Origin of the sequence: Streptomyces nidicola, assembly GCF_050106155.1 — a bacterium.
Taxonomy (GTDB): domain Bacteria; phylum Actinomycetota; class Actinomycetes; order Streptomycetales; family Streptomycetaceae; genus Streptomyces.
On the sequence record NZ_JBNBPI010000001.1, the window covers coordinates 1,699,491 to 1,717,472 of the forward strand.

Here is a 17,982-nt window from a genome sequence, read left to right on the forward strand (position 1 = left end):
TTGAGTCATGCCTGACCACCGGGCAGCGGCCCCAGTTGCTGCCCGGCGTGCGACGCCAGGCCGGACATGGAGGTGAACCAGGCATTGCCGTCGGCGACGGTTTGCTCGACCCATCGCTCGAAAGCGCTGAACCTGTACGCCCGGCCGATGATCTCCGGATGCAGCACCGGAATCATCGCCCCACCCTGCTCGGCACGGAGGAACTGGTACTCAGCGGTCCAGTCGGTGTACAGGGCTTCGGCGGACTGCATCTCCCCTCCGAAGTCGGCGGAGTACCCGAAGCGCACAAAGTCGATCAGGGAGTTGGATATCGGCAGTTCGAGGATCGAGGCGTCGCCGCACGACTCGTAGTAGGGCCGGTCGTCGCCCATGCAGGTGGAGTCGTACGCGAAGCCGTGCTTCGTGAGCAACGCCAGTGTCTCGGGCGTGATCTCCGCGGAAGGGCCTCGATACCCCTTGGGGTGCGGGGCCCCGACCGACTCCAGTGCGGCGATCCCACGCTCGATCTCGGCGACCTGCTGGTCAGGCTCGAGGTCCTTGACGGGGAGGTGATCGTAGCCGTGGTGCCCGACCTCGTGTCCCCTCTCGAGGATTGCCTCGACGGCGTCGGGGTGGCGTTCAGCCGTGTGCCCCGGGATGAAGAACGTAGCCGGCAGCTCGAGTCGGTCCAGCAGGCTCAGGATCCGGGACAGGCCACGCCGCGGTCCGAATTGGCCCTCCGAGGGCAGGCTGAGTCGCCGGGAATACGCCTCGGCATCGATGTAGCCGTTCCATCCCACCTCCGCATCGACGTCAAAAGTGAGCGCGACCGCCACATTCTTTCCGACCGGCCATTTCATACTTGGCTCCTTCGCCGTCCGTGTCACGAGTCCGCCGGCACGTCACGGACGTGGTTGAGGTAGGTACCCAGGAAGCCCATCGCCGGGGCTTCGAAAAAGGGGTGATACGGCGCCGAGTTGTCGTAGGCCGAGGAGCTGATGCCGGCCTGTGCGATCCGGCAGAGCTCCTTGTCCTGGAGGTTGATGGTGTCCATGAACTCGGGCAGGGCATCGGGGTCGTAGTCCTGTCCGGGCACGGCGTCCTCGTGTACCAGCCAGGTGGATCGGAACCGCGTCGTGGTCGGTGACGTGGGAATCCAGGAGAAGGTGGTCGCGTAGTCCGGCTGGACGAACATGCCCCAGTTCGGGAACCACGAGACGGCTGCGTTCTCCTTGGGCGGGTTGTCATCGGCCCCGAGCAACCGCCGGCACAGGAACTGCCCGTCCGGGCTGAGCGTCACGGCTCCCTCGGCCATGGAGGGGGCCAGGTCGGGCGTGAAGATCAGGTAGTCGCCCAGGTCGTCGTCCTCCTCGGCCGCCTCGGCGTCGTCCCAGGCCTCGAGGTCGGCGAGCGGGTCGGCGATCCTGGAGAACTCCGGATGGCCGATCGCGCAGTGATAACACTCCGCGAAGGTCTCCGCGTTGACCTTCCAGTTCGCCGAGACGTCGTAGACGCGGTCCGCGATGACCTTCGTTCGCTCGAGTTGGAACACGGAGAAGTCCGCCTTCGCCAGCGCTGCCGTCACACTGCGTGGGGGCTGCTCGGCGAAGCTGACGAAAATGAGCCCGTTCCACTCCTCGACCCACACATTCCTCAGGGGGAACTGCGACTTGTCGAACTCCTCGGGCATTTCCGGGGCGACCTTCAGGTCCCCTTCGAGGTCGTAGGACCAGCCGTGGAAGGGACAGGTGAAGTATTTCGTGCGTCCGGATCGCTGCTGGCAGAACTGGGCGCCCCGGTGCCGGCAGACGTTGTGGAACGCCTTGATGCCACCGGACTTCGTCCGGGTGACAATGACGCTGTCGGCGTCCAACTCGAAGGTGAAGAACCGGCCCGGCTGAGCGATCTGTGAGGAGTGGCCGGCGAAGAGCCAACGCTCACGAAAAACTCGCTGCAGGTCGCGCCGGTGCCACTCCTCGGACGTGTAGTAGTCGCGGGCCAGCGGACTGGTCGGGAGTCCACCATCGGCGCCGCTGTGGGGAATGGATGTGGTGTTGGGCGTAGTCACGTAAGACTCCTCGCTCGATGACGCAGGTCGTCTCGCCGGGCCGGTCGTTCGCCTCAGCTCTGCTCGGCTGCCGCCTTGATCTGCTGGATGATCGGCGTGTCGTCGTAGCAGCCCCAGTGTTCGGCGATCTTGCCGTCGACGAAGCGGTTGACATCGATGCCGATGGTCTCGACCCGGGCCCCGGTCGGCTTGATCCCGGCGTATTCGCCGGTGTGGACGGCCCGGAAGGTCGCACGTCCGGCCACCCGGTCGTCGACCGCCACCAGGTCGGTGTAGATGTACTCGACCTCGCTGAACGACGCGAGTATCTCTCGTACTTGGCGCTTCTCGCCTTCCGCACCGGGCTCCGGATGCTGAACGGCGATGGACCAGAAGTCGGGCGTGAAGTACTCGTCGACGGCGTCAAGGTCGCCGCCGACGATGCAGCGCTCCGCCATTTCGAGCAGACGCCGCTTGTTGTTCTCCTGCTCGGTTGCCATGAGAGTGCTCCCCTTCAGGATGGTGTGCTCGGACACCCGGGGCCCGGTCGCCCCCGGGGTGGCTGTCGGCCGGCTCGTCAGATGGCTCGGGCCGCTTCGTTGCCTTCGTAGATGGCGTCCGTGATCATGCGAGGCGCGACACAGTCGCCGACGCGGTGGACCTCGGGAAGGGCCTTGCTCAACTCGAGGAAGAGTGACTCATTCGGCAGCTTGCCCATCGAAAGAACCACGGTGTCGGCAGGGAACTCGACATCCTGGCCGTTGAGATCGGTGGCGCGTACCACGTGACCGTCGATGGCCGATGCCCCGGTGTTCGGGTGCGTGGTCATGCCCTGCTCCGCGAGCCGAGTGGCGTAGTCGGCCAGGCTCAGCCCGTCGACCTTGGCCCCTGCCACCGCCTGACGGGTCACGAACGTGACGTGCTTGCCCTGCTGTCCGATGAACTCCGCTGTGAGCTGGCCTTCGTACTGGCCGAACTCGTCGATCAGGACGACCTCTTGGCCCAGCCGCTCCGGGTGGGCGAAGACCTCATCCACCGTCATGACATGGTCCTGGTCAACACCTGGCATCGTCTTGATGGCCGGAGTCGAGGCGCTGTACCCGGTCTTGAGCGGAAGTGCCCCCGTCGCGACCACGACCGCATCCGGCTTGGCCGCGATGATCTGCTCTGCCGTGGCCTTCTCCCCCAGGCGGACCTTGACGCCACGACGCTGTACTTCGCCCTCCAGGTAGCGGATGACCGACTCGTAGCCGCCGCGGCCGTTCACCTGGAGAATCGACTGGACCTGGCCTCCGAGCCGGTCGCCCGCCTCGTAGAGCTCGACGTCGTGGCCGCGCTGCGCGGCCACTTTTGCCGCACGCATACCGCCCGGGCCGCCGCCGATGACAATGATGCGCTTGCGCTGCTCTGCCGGCTGAAGCGTCTGCGTACCGAGGGTGGACTCGAATCCGACCGCGGGGTTCTGGATGCAGCGCATAGGGAGCTTGATGTGCTCCTCGGCCCGGCGCGAGCACTCCTGGTTGGAGCTGGTGCACTGGCGGATGGTGTCCAGTTCGGCGACGCGCGCCTTGTTGGGCAGCTCGGGGTCCGCGATGAGGGCACGCGCCATCGCGATGACGTCCGCCTCGCCATCGAGGATCACCTGTCCGGCGAGCAGTGGATCGTCGAATCGCTTGACCGCGACGACCGGCACGCTGACCACTTCGCGGACACCGGCCGCCAGATAGGCGGCGAACCCCGCGGGGTAGCTCATCTCGGGGATCATGAGCTGGTAGTTGCTTCTCGTGCCGAGGCAGATGTGGAAGTAGTCGACGAGCTTGAGCTCATCGATGCGGCGGCAGATTTGCTTGATGTCCTCCTGGCCGAGTCCGCCGTCGACCATCTCGTCACCGACGATCTTCAGCCCCAGGACCGCACGCCCGCCGAGAGCCTCACGCGCCGCCTTGATCATCCGCAGCGGAAACTTCAGGCGATTGTCCAGGCTGCCGCCGTACTCGTCCTCCCGATCGTTGAACCGCGGGGACAGAAAGGCCTGTTCAATGGAGGTGTCGAACGACCAGAGCAGCTCGATGCCGTCGAAGCCGCCCTCCACCGCGACTTCGACGCTCTTGACCTGTGCGTCCAGGAACATCTCCATGTCGCCTTCGTCGACGCGCTTGGGGATCTCGCCCTCGAGCGCCGTCGGCAGGTTCGACGGGGAATACACGGGGCCAGGGACGGGCCGGTTCGGCGGGACGCCGAGTCCGAAGTGAGAGATCTGGACACTGGCCTTCGAGCCGTGCCGGTGGACCGCCTCGGTGAGACGCTGGAAGCCCGGGATCGCCCGCTTGTCGGAGAGCACGTTGAAGCCCTGCTCCCACAGATCGCCGGCACGTGCGACCACGCCGCCGACGACGATCCAGCCCGCGCCACCGCGAGCCCGCTCCTCGTAGTAGGCCACCTGACGGTCCGATGGCAGACCGTCCACCCCGAGGTGAGTGGAGTGGGCCGACCAGCAGATTCGATTCGGGAACTCGACGCCCCCGATGGTGATCGGTTCGAACAACTTCTCTATACGTGCGTCCATCGTGCCTCTTCTCGTCTAGAGAGCCGTCGGCCTCTTCCCGCGCACGACATGACGTCCGGGAACACTGAACCGACCAGGCGCTTCAGTGGTGGCGGACGGCCCCATCGATACGGACGACCGAGCCGTTCAGCATGGGATTGATCACGATCTGCTCGACCAGCGAGGCGAACTCCCGGGCATGGCCGAAGCGTTTGGGGAACGGGATGCTCTCCGCGTAGGAAGCCACCAACTCCTCCGACATCCCCGCCATCATCGCGGTGTCGAACGAGCCGGGCGCGACCGTGACAACACGGACACCGATCCCGGCCAGGTCCCTGGCCGCCGGGAGGGTGAGGGCGTGGACTCCCCCCTTGGCCGCCGCGTACGCGGTCTCCCCCGCGGCACCCTCAAGGCCGCTGAGCGAGCCGGTCAGCACGATGACGCCCCGGCCCCCGTCGGCGTCGGGGTCATTACGGCGCATCGCGCTCGCGGCCAGGCGCAGAATGTTGAAGGTCCCGGTGAGGTTGACGCGGAGCACCTTCTCGAACAACTCCAGGTCGTGTGCCTCGCCCTGTTCGTCGATCAGTCCCTGGACAACTCCGATGCCGGCGCACACCACCGCAGCACGAAGTCCGTTCGGGGCCCGAGTGGCCGCCTTGACGGCCGCCCGCACTTGAGCGGCGTCGGCGATGTCGCACAGGAGAGGTTCCGCACGGCTGCCGAGCTCGCGGGCCACCGTTGCCGCACCGTCGGTGTCGACATCGGCGACGACCACATGACCGCCCTGCGCGTGCAGGGTCCGAGCGGTGGCCGCACCGAGGCCCGACGCCGCCCCGGCCACGAGTACGCCGGCGTCCGTCAGGGCAGTTCCCTTGTTCTTCATGACGTCCTCGGCGGCGGTCTCCACATCACACCGCCACAGGGCCGTCGGTCGAGGTGACGACGAAGAAGTCGTGCACTGTCTCCACGACCTCGATCTCGCAGCGTGTGTGGGGAAGGAGATGGACCATGTCGCCCGCCTTGAGGCTGATCGAGGTGCCGTCCTCGAAGGTGACGATCATGTGTCCGGCCATCATGTACGTGGTTTCGTGAAAGGCCTGGTACCACTTGAAGCGACCGGGCGTGGACCGGAAGGCACCCGACATCTTCGAGCCGTCCGGACTCACCCAGACCTCTGTGGCCTCCCAGACGGGATCGCCTTCGAGGATCTCCTCGGGTGAGGGGATCTGCGGCACCAGCGCCTGCTCGGCCGGCCGCGTGACGGTTGCGACGGCAACCGGTTCCGCCGTGTAGGTGAAGTCGTTGGAACTCATTCCTTACCTCCGGTCAGATCGATCTGTCGGGGAGTGAACTCGCACATCATCGGACCCGCGACCAGGGCATACTGCGGCGTCGGAAGCCAGCCGATCTTGCTGGTCACATGCAGGTCGGGGAGCTCCGTCACCAATGTGCGGAGCATCGCGCGCAGTTCCATCCGGGCAAGGGCGTTGCCGAGACAGAAATGGATACCGCCACCGCCGAAGGAGAGGTGCTGGTTCGGGTTCCGAGTCACATCGAACCGGTACGGGTCATCGAAAGCCGCCTCGTCACGATTGCCCGAGCGGAACCAGAGGACCAGGTTGTCACCGGCGGCGATCGGCCGGCCGCCGACCTCGGTGTCCACGTTGGCCACCCGGCGGATGTAACCCCCCGGTGTGGCCCAGCGCAGGACCTCTTCCACAGCTGTGTCCCGGTGGGAGTCGAAGTCTTCGACCAGCAGTTGCTTCTGCTCCGGGAAGTCGTCGAGCGCGAGGATGGCCGCGTGCAGGGAGCCCGCCGTGGTGTCCGCACCTGCCACGATCAAGAGGTGGACCATCGCGCCGAGGTCCTCGTCGGTGAAACGCTTGCCGTCCACCTCGGACTGGACCAGCGCGCTGATCAGGTCGTCCTGCGGTCGGATCTCCCGCTCGCGCGCCACCTCGACCGCGAGCCGCGCCAACTCCCGGGATCCCGCGAGTGAGTCCTGGAAACCGTTGGGTCCGGAAGCAGCGGTGACGACGTGCACCAACCTCGCCACTTCGTCCCGGAGTTCGTCGGGGAACCCGAGGAGGTCGCACACGGTCAGGTGCGGCAGCGGGTCCACGATCTCCCGGTAGTCACACGTGCCGAGTGGGGCCACCGCCGCCACCAGCTCGCGTGCTCGCTGCTGAATCCGCTTTTCGCTCCGCGCGAGTGTCCTGCGCGTGAACGTCTTCTGCACGAGGTCCCGCAGGAGTGTGTGCTGAGGCGGGTCCATGCCCATCAGCCCGGCAGCGGCGTACTCGTCCTCACGCGACAGGTTGTCGAACAGGAACGTCCCCTTGGCGGCGCTGAACGTCTCCCAGTCGGTGTGTACCTGCCGAATGTCCTCGTACCGGGTAACAGCCCAGTATCCACGCGGTGGTTCGGTGTTCCGTGGCGCGAAGGCGACCGGCGGCTCCTGCCACGAGACCGGCAGCTCCCGACGGAGCAGGTCGAAGGCGCGATCACGGTCCGCCAGCGGCAGTTCCCAGAACTCGGGGGAGGACAGGGACACCTGCTGGGCATCCTCCGGTGTCTGCGTGGTCACGAGGCAACCTCCTCGGAGAGCACCGGTGCGGTCACGACGTCGTCAAGGGTGCACGGGTGCACCAGGCTGAATTCCTGCAGCTCTGAATCGGACGAAGTCGGTTCGATCGGCTTCGCTGTGTGACAGTCCATCCGTGGACTCCTCTTCGTCGGCCGTTCGCCCCTCAACGTTCCATCGTCCGGAAGGGCGCGACATTGGACCCGGCACGAAAACACCCGTGGTGCCCTTGGCTGTTGACCAATACCCCGGCCCGGATGCTTGCCGGACCGTGTAGCGGGCCAGGATCATCCCGCGTGCACCCGCAGCGCACGAACCGACGCACGTCGGGGACCGCCCCAAGAGCCGTTCAGTCAGCCGCAGTTCGGGAACGGACACCGACACATCAAGAGAGGAACCATGATGGCCGATGGCATCAAGGTGAGCACGACCAGCGACATCCCCGAAGGTGAGGGAGTCACCGTCCCCAAGGAGGTGACCGGGACCGTCGATGACATCGCGATCCTGCACGACACCGACGGAACCTTCTGGGCCCTCAACGACACATGCACACATGCCGACGCATCCCTGGCCGAAGGATGGGTCGAGGACGGCTGCGTGGAGTGCCCCATACATTCGAGCAAGTTCAACCTCAAGACGGGGGCGGTCTCCGGCTTCCCGGCCACCGAGGACACCGTCTGTCATCGCCTCGAGGTACGAGGCGATGAGATTTGGCTCTTCCCGAACGAGACACCACCGGCGTGAGAAATCGGCATCGTGCGCCGGTAGAGGTCCGCCGCCAACCCTCGTAATCAGCACAATGGTTGGGGGCGCCATCCACTGTCAGTGTCGCAACATGCACACTGACCTTTGCGATCGTCTCGGGATTGAGTTCCCCATCTTTGCCTTCAGCCACTGCCGCGACGTCGTCGCCGCAGTCAGCCGCGCAGGCGGTATCGGCGTACTCGGAGCGGTCGGGGTAACGCCCGAGCAGTTGGCCGTGGACCTCGACTGGATCGACGGCGAGGTGGGCGACAAGCCGTACGGCGTCGACATCGTCATCCCGCAAAATGATGCCGGCGCCGAGCAGCAGGACCCCGAACAGCTCCGCGCCGATCTCCTGAAAGAGGTGCCGCAGGAGCACTTCGACTACGCCCGGAAGATCCTCCGGGAGCATGGTGTTCCCGAGCTGCCCGAGGGCGAGTTCCACAACGGCATGATCACGCGCTCCACCTCTACTACGGCACGGCTGCACGCGGCCGAGGCGCTCCGCCACCCGAATGTCCGGCTCATCGCCAACGCGCTGGGCGCCCCACCGCAAGACCTGACCGAAGAAATCCACGCCACCGGGCGTCTGGTCATCGGGCTGTGCGGGAGCGCGTCCCAGGCCCGGCGGCATGTCGAGGCCGGAGTGGATGTCATCGTGGCGCAGGGCGGGGAGGGCGGCGGTCACACCGGCTACATCGGCTCGATGGTGCTGTGGCCGCAGGTCGTCGAGGCGGTTGCCCCGACCCCGGTGCTCGCGGCAGGCGGCGTCGGGCACGGTGCCCAGATCGCCTCGGCGCTGGCGATGGGAGCTCAGGGGGTGTGGTCGGGGACGCTGTGGCTCGGCACCGAAGAGTCCGAGATGACCAACGTCCAGCGCGAGGCCCTGATCGCGGCGGACAGTCGCGACGCGATCATCTCCCGCTCGCTGACCGGCAAGCGGAACCGCCTGCTGAAGAGCGCGTGGACGGAGGCCTGGGAGAAGCCGGAGGCGCCGGACCCGCTGCCGCTGCCCCTCCAGGACCTGGTCGCCGGTGAGTCGGTGACCCGCCTCCAGACCTACCCCGATGCCGCTCCCGAGGTGCACATCACTCCGGCCGGTCAGGTGGCCGGGCAGATCAAGCAGGTACGCAAGGCCGCCGACGTCGTGATAGAACTGGCCGAGCAGTACCTCGACGCGAGTGACCGGCTCGTGGCTCTCAATGAGCGTCTCTCGGGCGGTGCCTCGTGACGCTCTTCGATCATTTTCGCGCCCGCGCCGAGCTCGCGCCGGACGATGTGGCGATCGTCCACGGCGAACAGCACATCACCTACGGTCGCCTCCTCGCCGACGTCGACCGACTCGCCAGGGGACTGCATACCCGCGGGATCGATCAGGGCGACCGGGTCCTGTCGCTCGCTGGCAACATCCCCGACGTCGTCGCCCTCTACCTGGCCGTCAGCCGGATCGGCGCGGTGTATGTCCCGGTGAGCACGTCCTTCCGGGAACGCGAAGTCCGCTTCGTACTCGAGAACTCGGCGCCGAAGTTGGCCTTCGTCGACGCCGGCCGGCTCGACGACATCCTCTCCTGGACCCGGGAGAGTGCCCTCGAGACCGTCGTCTTCGGCGCGAAGGAACACGCCCCGGAACTCCTGCACGCCGAAGATTTCGGCAAGGACGACTCGGAACTTCCTGCCGTCCACGTGCCCGAGGAAGCCGGCCTCCTGCTCTGCTACACCTCCGGGACCACGTCCAGGCCCAAACCGGTTCTGCACTCACAGCGCAGCGAGATCTACAACGCCACCACCTACGCCAAGGTTTGGGACCTCGGGCCGGGAGACCGAGGCGTCGTGTGCCTCCCGCTCGCCTGGGTGTACGGACTCAGCACGACCACCGCTGCGCTCCTTGTCTCGGGAGGCACCGTCCTCCTGCTCGACCGGTTCCATCCGGTCGACGTCCTCGACACGATCGAGACGCACCGAGCCACCGCGATGTGGGGCACGATGAGCATGTACACAAAGATGCTGGAGGTCGTCAAGGAGCGCGACTCCGTCGACCTCAGTTGCCTACGGGTCGTCAACAACGGCGGCGAGCCGTGCCCGCCGCCGCTGGTCGCTGAGTTCGAGAAGCACACAGGGCTCCAGTTGCTCGGCTCCTATGCGACGTCCGAGGCCCGACCGATCATGGTGGTCAGGCCCGGCGACACGGAGGCGCCGACAGGGACCGTCGGACAGTTGGTCCCCGAGGCCGAGATCCGCATAGAGGCCCCCGACGGGGCGGAGGTCCTCCTCGGGCAGCCGGGCCACGCGCTCCTGCGCTGCCCGGGGCTCATGACGGCGTACTACGGAGAACCAGAGCTGACCGCCGAGCGACTCACGTCCGATGGCTGGTTGAAAACGGGGGATCTTCTTCAGGCGGACTCCGAGGGCTATTTCTTCGTGGTCGGCCGACAGAGCGAAATGATCATTCGCAGCGGCGCGAACATCGCGCCCGCCGAGGTGGAGTCCGCTCTTGCCGCCCACCCGCGGGTCGTCGATGCCGCCGTCGTGGGCGTACCGGATCCCCGCTCAGGTGAATCGGTCCGGGCAGTCGTGGTGACCGATAGCGGTACCGAAATCGATGGGGACGAAATCCGGCAATTCGTCGCCGCACAACTGGCGGCGTACAAGGTGCCGGCCGAGTTCATCTTCGTCGACGAACTCCCGCGCACCGATCGCGGCAAGGTCGACAGACTCGCACTGCGCACCCTCGAGCGGGCCTGACCACAACGGTTTCTCGGCAACCTCGGGCAGCCCCAACGTACTTGTGAACAAAGTGCAGGTCGCGCGAGCGGCCTGCACTCCTGTCTGGAACCACAGAGATCGCCACTCATTTGTAATATTCACAAACGCCCCCGATCCAGGCGTATGCAAATATCCCCCTCAAAGATTTCGCCCCTGAGGCCACGAAAGATTGTGAGCCGCAGGAACCCACAGAAGGCAAGGTTCCACACCGCACCGCTACCCCGATCACTGGAGGACAAATGTCCGACCTCGTCAGCAGCAGCGGGAAATCTGAGCGGGAAGCAAACAAGGCAGCGACCCCCCACGAAAACGGGAAGGGTCTGCGAGGACGACTCGGGACATTCTCTGTCGTCATATCCGTCATGGGGTTGATCGCCCCATTGGGCGGAGCCGCCGGCTATGTTCCACTGGTGATCGGTTACGGCAACGGCCTGGGCGCACCGCTCACATTCTTGCTCTGTGGCGCCATCCTCGCCCTGTTCTCCTTCGGTTACCTGGCGATGGTACGACGAGTTCCACGCCCTGGAGCCTTCTACACGTACATATCCGAAGGTCTGGGAAAACGGATCGGACTCGGCGCCGGCGCCCTCACCCTGGTCTTCTACCTATTCGGCGCGGCGACCTATTACATCTTCAGCGGCATCGCGATGAAGACATTCCTACTCAGCACGTTTGGGGTGAATGTCCCATGGTGGTCCAGCTTTCCGGTATTTGTGCTGATCGTCACCGCCTGCTCCTACCGTGGAATCGACTTCAACGCCCGAGTCATCGCATTCATCGTGGCCATCGAATTCGCCATCATCCTCCTGTTTGATGCCGTGACACTCTTCAAGGGTGGACCGTCGGGCCTCCCGACCGAGCCCTTCACGTGGAGCGCCTTGACGCACGGCCCCGTGGTCATCGCGATCCTGTTCTCGATCTCGCTCTTCTCCGGATTCGAGAGCACCGCGATCTTTCGCGAGGAAGTTCGCAATCCCAATCGCACAATACCGCGTTCGACCTACACCGTCATCGCAGTGATCTCAATCTTCTATTTCATCACCGCGTACTGTCTCATCACTGCGCTGGGAACCGACAAAGCCCCCTCGGCCGCGGCCGCAAATCCGGCGGGGTCGTTCGACGCGGCATTCGGCGCGACTCTCGGCCACACTCTCGGGCAGGCCATCTCCGCCTTGATCGTGACCAGCGTGCTCGCCTCGCAGCTGGCCATTGCCAACGTGACCGCGCGCTACGCCTACTCCTTCAGCAAGGACCGAGTTCTGCCACGCGCGCTCGGCGCCGTCCACAAGCGCCACGGCTCTCCCCACCGCGCAGCCCTCGCGGCCAATGTCGTCGCGATTGCGGGAGTCGTCACGGTCATCCTCACGGGCATCAATCCGCAGGTCGCGTACGGCGTCTTCGGTGGTGTCGGCGTCTTTGCGTTCGAAGCCATCGTCCTGCTCGTGTCACTGGCCGTGATCATCTATTTTCGCCGGAACTCCGAAACTGGGCACTCCCTTTGGAGCACTCTCGTCGCTCCCCTCTTCACTGCCGTCATTTTCGGATGGCTGCTGTACTTCAGCGCCGCTCGCTCCGATCTGTTGCTGGGCACTTCAACACCGCTCACGCCTGTGTTGTTCATCCTGCTCGGTACTGCGTTTACAGTCGGCGTTTGCTTCGCGAGCTGGCTGGCGATTCGAAAGCCGGATGCCTACGCCCGTATCGGCCGCTCCGTGTCCTGACTCCCCTTGACGGAGTCGAGCAGGAGCTGGGCCACGTCGACGACCGTGACGGACTCCTTGGCCTTGCCATCGTTCTTCTTGCCGTTGACCGAGTCGGTCAGCATGACGAGGCAGAACGGGCAGGCCGTGGACACGATGTCCGGGTTGAGGGAAAGCGCTTCGTCAACGCGCTCGTTGTTGATGCGCTTGCCGATCCGCTCCTCCATCCACATGCGGGCACCACCGGCGCCGCAGCAGAAGCCGCGCTCCTTGTGGCGGTGCATCTCCTCGTTGCGGATGCCCGGGACGCTGGCGATGATCTCGCGCGGCGGGGAGTAGATCTTGTTGTGACGGCCCAGGTAGCACGGGTCGTGGTACGTGATGATGCCCTCGACCGGCGTGACCGGCGTCAGCTTGCCCTCGTCGACCAGGTGCTGGAGCAGCTGCGTGTGGTGGATGACCTCGTAGTCACCGCCGATCTGCGGGTACTCCTTGCCGATCGTGTTCAGGCAGTGCGGACAGGTCGCGACGATCTTCTTCGCCGTACGAGGCTTCTTGGACTCCTCGGTGACCTTGCCGTCCTCGTCGTACTCCTCGCCGAACGCCATGTTGAGGGACATGACGTTCTCCTGGCCGAGCTGCTGGAACAGCGGCTCGTTGCCGAGGCGGCGGGCGGAGTCACCGGTGCACTTCTCGTCGCCGCCCATGATCGCGAACTTGACGCCCGCGATGTTGAGGAGCTCGGCGAAGGCCTTGGTGGTCTTCTTGGCCCGGTCCTCCAGGGCGCCGGCGCAGCCGACCCAGTAGAGGTACTCGACCTCGGTGAGGTCCTCGATGTCCTTGCCGACGACCGGCACCTCGAAGTCGAGCTCCTTGAGCCACTCCAGGCGCTGCTTCTTCGCCAGGCCCCAGGGGTTGCCCTTCTTCTCCAGGTTCTTGAGCATCGTGCCCGCCTCGGACGGGAACGCGCTCTCGATCATCACCTGGTAGCGGCGCATGTCGACGATGTGGTCGACGTGCTCGATGTCGACCGGGCACTGCTCGACACAGGCGCCGCAGGTGGTGCAGGACCACAGGACGTCCGGGTCGATGACGCCGTTCTCCTCGGCCGTGCCCACCAACGGCCGTTCGGTTTCCGGGCCTTCGGTGCCGGCGAGCAGGTAGGGGGCCTTGGCGTGCGCGTGGTCGCGCAGCGACATGATCAGCAGCTTCGGGGAGAGCGGCTTACCGGTGTTCCACGCGGGGCACTGCGACTGGCAGCGGCCGCACTCGGTGCAGGTGGAGAAGTCGAGCAGGCCCTTCCAGGAGAAGTGCTCGACCTGGGAGACGCCGTAGACGTCGTCCTCGCCCGGGTCCTCGAAGTCGATCGGCTCGCCCTTGGAGGTCATCGGCTGAAGCCCGCCGAGCGCGACGTCGCCGTCCGCCTCGCGCTTGAACCAGATGTTGGGGAAGGCCAGGAAGCGGTGCCAGGCCACACCCATGTTCGTCTTGAGCCCGACAGTGATGGCCCAGGTCATCGTCACACCAAGTTTGATCATGGCGACGAGGTAGACAAGATTCTGCAGTGTCGCGGACTTCACGCCACTGAAGACGGCCACCAGCGGATACGAGATGAAGTACGCCGGCCCGTAACCGTCCAGGCCGTGGAGGGCGCCTTCGAGTCCGCGCAACGTAAGGATGGCGAGCCCGATGACAAGGATGACGGCCTCGACGAAGTACGCCTGCCCCATGTTCGAGCCGGCGAAGCGCGACTTGCGGCCGGGCCTGTTCGCCTTGTTCAGCTGCCGCACGACCATCAGAACCAGGATGCCGACGGTGGTCGCCAGAGCGATGAACTCCGTGTACATCTCGTACGGCAGCCACCCCCCGAGGACCGGCAACACCCAGTCGGCCTTGAACAGTTGGCCGTAGGCCGTGACGATCGTCAGCCCCAGGGTGAGGAAGCCGACAGCCACGAACCAGTGCGCGACGCCGCTGAGCAGCCATCGGTTCATCCGCGTGTGGCCGATGAACTCCCGTACCAGAGTGCGCGTTCGCGCCGGCCAATCATTCGTACGAGAGCCGGGCACCACTCCCTGTCCCAGCCTGATGACACGTACGAGCCCTGCTATCGCCCGGCTGATCAGCACGATCCCGGCCACGGTCAGGACGAAAGAAACAGTGATGGCTGTGACCTGCATAAGCTCTCCGCTCGGCCTTCCCGGGTCGCGGGACCCTTGGGTCAGGTGCATCGCTCCGCACACCCGCCTCAATGGTCGGCCGACTCCACCACGAATCACGCTGTAAAAAGGACTGAAAAATCACCAACTACTGGGTGTAAATCCCAAATTCCACAACAAGTGCTCGATCGATCCCCGCGGCCGGCTGTCACCGTTCCGCGAGGATGCGGTCAAGTGCGGACACCGCGTGCTCTCGGTGCTGGTCGAGGAGGCGGACGACCTCATCGCCCTGTCCTGCTCCCAGCGCCTCGAGAACAGCGCGGTGCTCGTGCAGTACGGCGTCCCGGTGGGCGACATCGGCGTAGTACAGCGCACGGTAAGCGTCAGTCGTGTCCCACAGGGTGGCGATGAGACGAACGAGACGCGGCATGGCAGCGGCTTCGTACAAGGTGAAGTGGAAGCGGCGATTGGCCACGGTCATGGCCGAGACGTCGCCTGTTTCCGCGGCCGCCTCGACCTCGCGCTGGGCCGCCTCCAACCCGTCGAGGGCGTCCGCGTTCACGCGCATCCGGGCCAAAGCCTGCCGCACGGCCTCTGCCTCCAGGAGCTCCCGAAGGCGATAGACCTCCCTGAGGTCGCTCAGGGACAACTCGACGACGTAATAACCGCGATGCGCCTCATGGTGGACCAGGCCCTCTGCTTCCAGGGTCTTGAGCGCTTCACGCAGCGGGAGGCGGCTGACACCCAACTGCTCGGCCAGAGCGTCCTGTCGGACGGGGGCACCGGGCTTGAGCTGTCCGCCGGTAATGGCCTGCCGCAGCTCCCCCAGGACGAACTGCTGGGTCGTCTGCGGGCGCCGCCGCTGGGTGGGGCTGGTCATGGGTGACTGTCTCCATCGAGGCCGAGGGGCTGCTGCAGCCGGGCGCGGTCATCCTACGAGGCCGCCGCCGGCTCCAAGTCATCCCCCAGGTCCGCAAGGACTTCCTCGGTGTGCTCCCCGAGGCGCGGCGGTGCGCTCCGGTAGGTGGCAGGGGTGGCGCTGAGCCGAATGGGGTTGGCTACCTGCTCAGCCGGGGCATCACGGTGCGGGTCGTCGATGCGGGTACGGATGTTCAGCCCCAGGCGCTCGGCCAGGTCGAAGGCCGCGGCCAGATCGTTGATGGGCCCACAGGGCACACCGACGGCCGTGAGTGACTCGAACCATGCATCCGCGGGCCGGGCTCGCAGCGGGCCGGCGAGTGTGGCGAGCAGTTCCTCACGGTGTGCCACACGGGCCGGGTTGGTCGCGAACCTCGGATCGTCGGCCAGTCCAGGGTGTCCCAACTGGCCGCAGAGCGCCGCGAACTGACGGTCGTTGCCCACGGCGAGGGCCAGCGGTCGGTCCGCTGCTTCGACCACTTCGTAGGGGGCGATGGAGGGGTGTCGGTTCCCCATGGCCTGGGGGACGACACCGGCAGCCACGTAAGCCGATGCCTGATTGCTGAGTGCAGAGAGAAGAGAAGTCATCAGTGAGACCTCCACCCGCTGCCCCGTACCCGTGTGTTCGCGATGGCGCAGCGCCGCCAGGATTCCCATTCCGGCGTGCAGACCGGTGATGACATCGACCAGGGCGACGCCCGCTTTCGTGCCTGAGCCGCCAGGCTCACCGGTCACGCTCATCAGCCCTCCCATGGCCTGCACCAGAAGGTCGTAACCGGGCAGCGCGGCGCCGCCATCGGTGCCGAAGCCGGTGACCGAGCAGTACACCAGTCCGGGATTGCGGCCACGCACTGCCTCGTAGCCCAGGCCCAGCCGCTCCATGGTGCCGGGGCGGAAGTTCTCCACCAGGACATCGGCTCGCTCGATGATCTCCTGCGCCGTCTCACGGTCGCGGTCGTCTCTGAGGTCGAGCACGACGGACCGCTTGTTGCGGTTCACGCCCAGGAAGTACGTCGCCTCTCCATCGGCGTACGGCGGACCCCAGGCGCGGGTCTCGTCACCGATGTCAGGTCGCTCGATCTTGATGACTTCGGCGCCCAGGTCGGCAAGCAGCATGGTCAGGTAGGGGGCGGCTAGCACTCGGCCGAAGTCCGCTACGACGATCCCGGCCAAGGCGCCCTTGGTGTCGGCGAGTTGGGACGACATACAGATTCTTCCTCCGTGTCTTGGCAAGCACTGGGCGTGCCGCTACGATCCAGCTGCCATCCAAATTGGATCCAAAATCCGTGATCCGAGATCCGAATGCTAGCCCCACCGCCCACCGTTGTCAGCACGTCTGGAGCGACCGATGCCCAACCAGCCCACTCACCCCTTCGATCTGTTCGGGATCGACACACTCCTCGGAGACGAGGAACGCGACATCCGCGACACCGTCCGCGCCATGGGCGAACGCGAACTGCGCCCGCACGTTGCCGAGTGGTTCGAGCAAGGCGCCATCCCCGCCCGTGAACTGGCCCGCTCCCTCGGCGAGTTGGGCGTGCTTGGGATGCACCTACAGGGTTACGGCTGCGCCGGGACCAGCGCCGTCTCGTACGGTCTGGCCTGCCTCGAACTCGAGGCCGTGGACTCGGGTCTGCGAAGTCTCGTCTCCGTCCAGGGCTCGCTGGCGATGTACGCCATCTGGAAGTACGGCTCCGAGGAGCAGAAGCAGCAGTGGCTGCCCGGCATGGCGGCCGGCCGGTTCATCGGCTGCTTCGGACTCACCGAGCCGGATGCCGGCTCCGATCCGGGTTCCATGCGCACGCAGGCCAAGCGCGACGGCTCCGACTGGGTCCTCAATGGCACCAAGATGTGGATCACGAACGGCTCGGTGTCCGACATCGCCGTGGTCTGGGCCCGCACCGACGACGGCGTGCGCGGCTTCCTGGTACCGGCCGACACCCCGGGATTCACCAGGAACGACATCAAGCAGAAGCTGTCCCTGCGCGCTTCGGTGACCAGCGAGCTGGTGCTTGAGGACGTACGCCTGCCCGCTGACGCCATGCTGCCTGGCGCCAGGGGCCTGTCCGGTCCTCTCGGCTGCCTCAACGAAGCCCGCTTCGGCATCGTCTTCGGCGCGCTCGGCGCCGCCCGCGACTGCCTGGAGACCGCCATCTCCTACGCCACCGACCGCACGGTCTTCAACCGACCGCTGGCCGGCTATCAGCTCACCCAGCAAAAGCTCGCCGACATGTCCCTGGAACTCGGCAAGGGCATGCTTCTCGCCCTTCACCTGGGACGCCTCAAGGACGCCGGCGAGATCACCCCGGAGCGGATCAGCACGGGCAAGCTCAACAACGTGCGCGCGGCCATCGCCATCGCCCGCGAGTGCCGCACCATCCTCGGCGCCAACGGCATCACCCTCGAATATCCGGTGATCCGCCACGCCAACAACCTCGAGTCCGTGCTCACTTACGAAGGTACGAGCGAGGTCCACTCCCTGGTCATCGGCAGCGCCCTGACCGGCATCCCCGCCTTCCGCTGATTCAGGAGTTGATGAGACC

General features: G+C 65.8%; 14 protein-coding genes and 1 pseudogene. 5 read left to right on the forward strand and 10 right to left on the reverse strand.

What is annotated here, in order from left to right; all coding sequences use genetic code 11:
- Window positions 1–5: 5 nt before the first annotated feature.
- The 7 genes from ACOKM3_RS08025 to ACOKM3_RS08055 form a co-directional block, all read right to left on the reverse strand.
- Window positions 6–839 (reverse strand): polysaccharide deacetylase family protein, encoded by an 834-nt coding sequence (locus ACOKM3_RS08025; RefSeq protein ID WP_426898361.1) that lies wholly within the window; start codon window positions 837–839, stop codon window positions 6–8.
- Between the two features lie 23 nt (window positions 840–862).
- Window positions 863–2,047 carry an aromatic ring-hydroxylating oxygenase subunit alpha gene (locus ACOKM3_RS08030; protein WP_426898363.1) on the reverse strand — a complete coding sequence of 395 codons (1,185 nt, stop codon included), beginning with the start codon at window positions 2,045–2,047 and terminating at the stop codon, window positions 863–865.
- 53 nt (window positions 2,048–2,100) lie between these two features.
- Entirely contained in the window at window positions 2,101–2,526 is a 426-nt protein-coding gene (locus ACOKM3_RS08035; protein ID WP_426898365.1) for an ester cyclase, read from the reverse strand.
- A 77-nt stretch (window positions 2,527–2,603) separates the two neighbouring features.
- Window positions 2,604–4,592, reverse strand: coding sequence for an oxidoreductase (locus ACOKM3_RS08040; RefSeq protein ID WP_426898367.1), 1,989 nt, complete (start codon window positions 4,590–4,592; stop codon window positions 2,604–2,606).
- 82 nt (window positions 4,593–4,674) lie between these two features.
- Entirely contained in the window at window positions 4,675–5,478 is an 804-nt protein-coding gene (locus ACOKM3_RS08045) for an SDR family NAD(P)-dependent oxidoreductase (protein WP_426898368.1), read from the reverse strand.
- Window position 5,479: 1 nt separating this feature from the next.
- Window positions 5,480–5,884, reverse strand: a complete 405-nt coding sequence (locus tag ACOKM3_RS08050; RefSeq protein WP_426898370.1) for a cupin domain-containing protein — start codon at window positions 5,882–5,884, stop codon at window positions 5,480–5,482.
- The gene (locus ACOKM3_RS08055; protein ID WP_426898372.1) at window positions 5,881–7,158 is read right to left on the reverse strand and encodes a cytochrome P450; all 1,278 of its coding nucleotides are present in this window, start codon (window positions 7,156–7,158) and stop codon (window positions 5,881–5,883) included. Before ACOKM3_RS08055 ends, ACOKM3_RS08050 begins: the two co-directional genes overlap by 4 nt.
- Before the next feature lie 399 nt (window positions 7,159–7,557).
- Here ACOKM3_RS08055 and ACOKM3_RS08060 point away from each other — a divergent pair, with 399 nt between their 5' ends.
- The 4 genes from ACOKM3_RS08060 (at window position 7,558) to ACOKM3_RS08075 (ending at window position 12,383) form a co-directional block, all read left to right on the forward strand.
- On the forward strand, window positions 7,558–7,899 hold the full coding sequence (locus ACOKM3_RS08060; protein ID WP_426898374.1) for a non-heme iron oxygenase ferredoxin subunit: 342 nt from the start codon (window positions 7,558–7,560) through the stop codon (window positions 7,897–7,899).
- A gap of 91 nt (window positions 7,900–7,990) precedes the next feature.
- Window positions 7,991–9,130, forward strand: a complete 1,140-nt coding sequence (locus tag ACOKM3_RS08065; protein WP_426898376.1) for a nitronate monooxygenase — start codon at window positions 7,991–7,993, stop codon at window positions 9,128–9,130.
- Window positions 9,127–10,641: a class I adenylate-forming enzyme family protein gene (locus ACOKM3_RS08070; protein WP_426898377.1), complete on the forward strand. Its 1,515-nt coding sequence runs from the start codon at window positions 9,127–9,129 to the stop codon at window positions 10,639–10,641. The genes ACOKM3_RS08065 and ACOKM3_RS08070 overlap by 4 nt, the downstream gene beginning before the upstream one ends.
- Window positions 10,642–10,901: 260 nt before the next feature.
- Window positions 10,902–12,383 carry an APC family permease gene (locus ACOKM3_RS08075; RefSeq protein ID WP_426898379.1) on the forward strand — a complete coding sequence of 494 codons (1,482 nt, stop codon included), beginning with the start codon at window positions 10,902–10,904 and terminating at the stop codon, window positions 12,381–12,383.
- Window positions 12,384–12,388: 5 nt separating this feature from the next.
- Here the strand turns inward: ACOKM3_RS08075 and ACOKM3_RS08080 are convergent.
- From ACOKM3_RS08080 to ACOKM3_RS08090, 3 genes and pseudogenes are all read right to left on the reverse strand, one after another.
- Window positions 12,389–14,542, reverse strand: a pseudogene (locus ACOKM3_RS08080) ((Fe-S)-binding protein); the annotation flags it as partial.
- A 187-nt stretch (window positions 14,543–14,729) separates the two neighbouring features.
- Complete coding sequence (locus tag ACOKM3_RS08085) at window positions 14,730–15,401, reverse strand: GntR family transcriptional regulator (RefSeq protein WP_426898381.1); 672 nt, start codon at window positions 15,399–15,401, stop codon at window positions 14,730–14,732.
- A gap of 53 nt (window positions 15,402–15,454) precedes the next feature.
- A complete protein-coding gene (locus ACOKM3_RS08090; protein WP_426898383.1) occupies window positions 15,455–16,645 on the reverse strand; it encodes a CaiB/BaiF CoA transferase family protein in 1,191 nt (396 codons plus the stop codon).
- Between the two features lie 142 nt (window positions 16,646–16,787).
- On the opposite strand from ACOKM3_RS08090, the gene ACOKM3_RS08095 reads away from it, so the two are divergent.
- Window positions 16,788–17,963, forward strand: a complete 1,176-nt coding sequence (locus ACOKM3_RS08095) for an acyl-CoA dehydrogenase family protein (RefSeq protein ID WP_426898385.1) — start codon at window positions 16,788–16,790, stop codon at window positions 17,961–17,963.
- Window positions 17,964–17,982 lie beyond the last annotated feature (19 nt).

What these genes read in the sequence shown, in the direction of transcription:
- ACOKM3_RS08085 (WP_426898381.1), bottom strand. Translation starts at nt 15,401, where the DNA reads ATGACCAGCCCCACCCAGCGGCGGCGCCCGCAGACGACCCAGCAGTTC.
- ACOKM3_RS08025 (WP_426898361.1), bottom strand. Translation starts at nt 839, where the DNA reads ATGAAATGGCCGGTCGGAAAGAATGTGGCGGTCGCGCTCACTTTTGAC.
- ACOKM3_RS08050 (WP_426898370.1), bottom strand. Translation starts at nt 5,884, where the DNA reads ATGAGTTCCAACGACTTCACCTACACGGCGGAACCGGTTGCCGTCGCA.
- ACOKM3_RS08065 (WP_426898376.1), top strand. Translation starts at nt 7,991, where the DNA reads ATGCACACTGACCTTTGCGATCGTCTCGGGATTGAGTTCCCCATCTTT.
- ACOKM3_RS08040 (WP_426898367.1), bottom strand. Translation starts at nt 4,592, where the DNA reads ATGGACGCACGTATAGAGAAGTTGTTCGAACCGATCACCATCGGGGGC.
- ACOKM3_RS08035 (WP_426898365.1), bottom strand. Translation starts at nt 2,526, where the DNA reads ATGGCAACCGAGCAGGAGAACAACAAGCGGCGTCTGCTCGAAATGGCG.
- ACOKM3_RS08090 (WP_426898383.1), bottom strand. Translation starts at nt 16,645, where the DNA reads ATGTCGTCCCAACTCGCCGACACCAAGGGCGCCTTGGCCGGGATCGTC.
- ACOKM3_RS08075 (WP_426898379.1), top strand. Translation starts at nt 10,902, where the DNA reads ATGTCCGACCTCGTCAGCAGCAGCGGGAAATCTGAGCGGGAAGCAAAC.
- ACOKM3_RS08095 (WP_426898385.1), top strand. Translation starts at nt 16,788, where the DNA reads ATGCCCAACCAGCCCACTCACCCCTTCGATCTGTTCGGGATCGACACA.
- ACOKM3_RS08060 (WP_426898374.1), top strand. Translation starts at nt 7,558, where the DNA reads ATGGCCGATGGCATCAAGGTGAGCACGACCAGCGACATCCCCGAAGGT.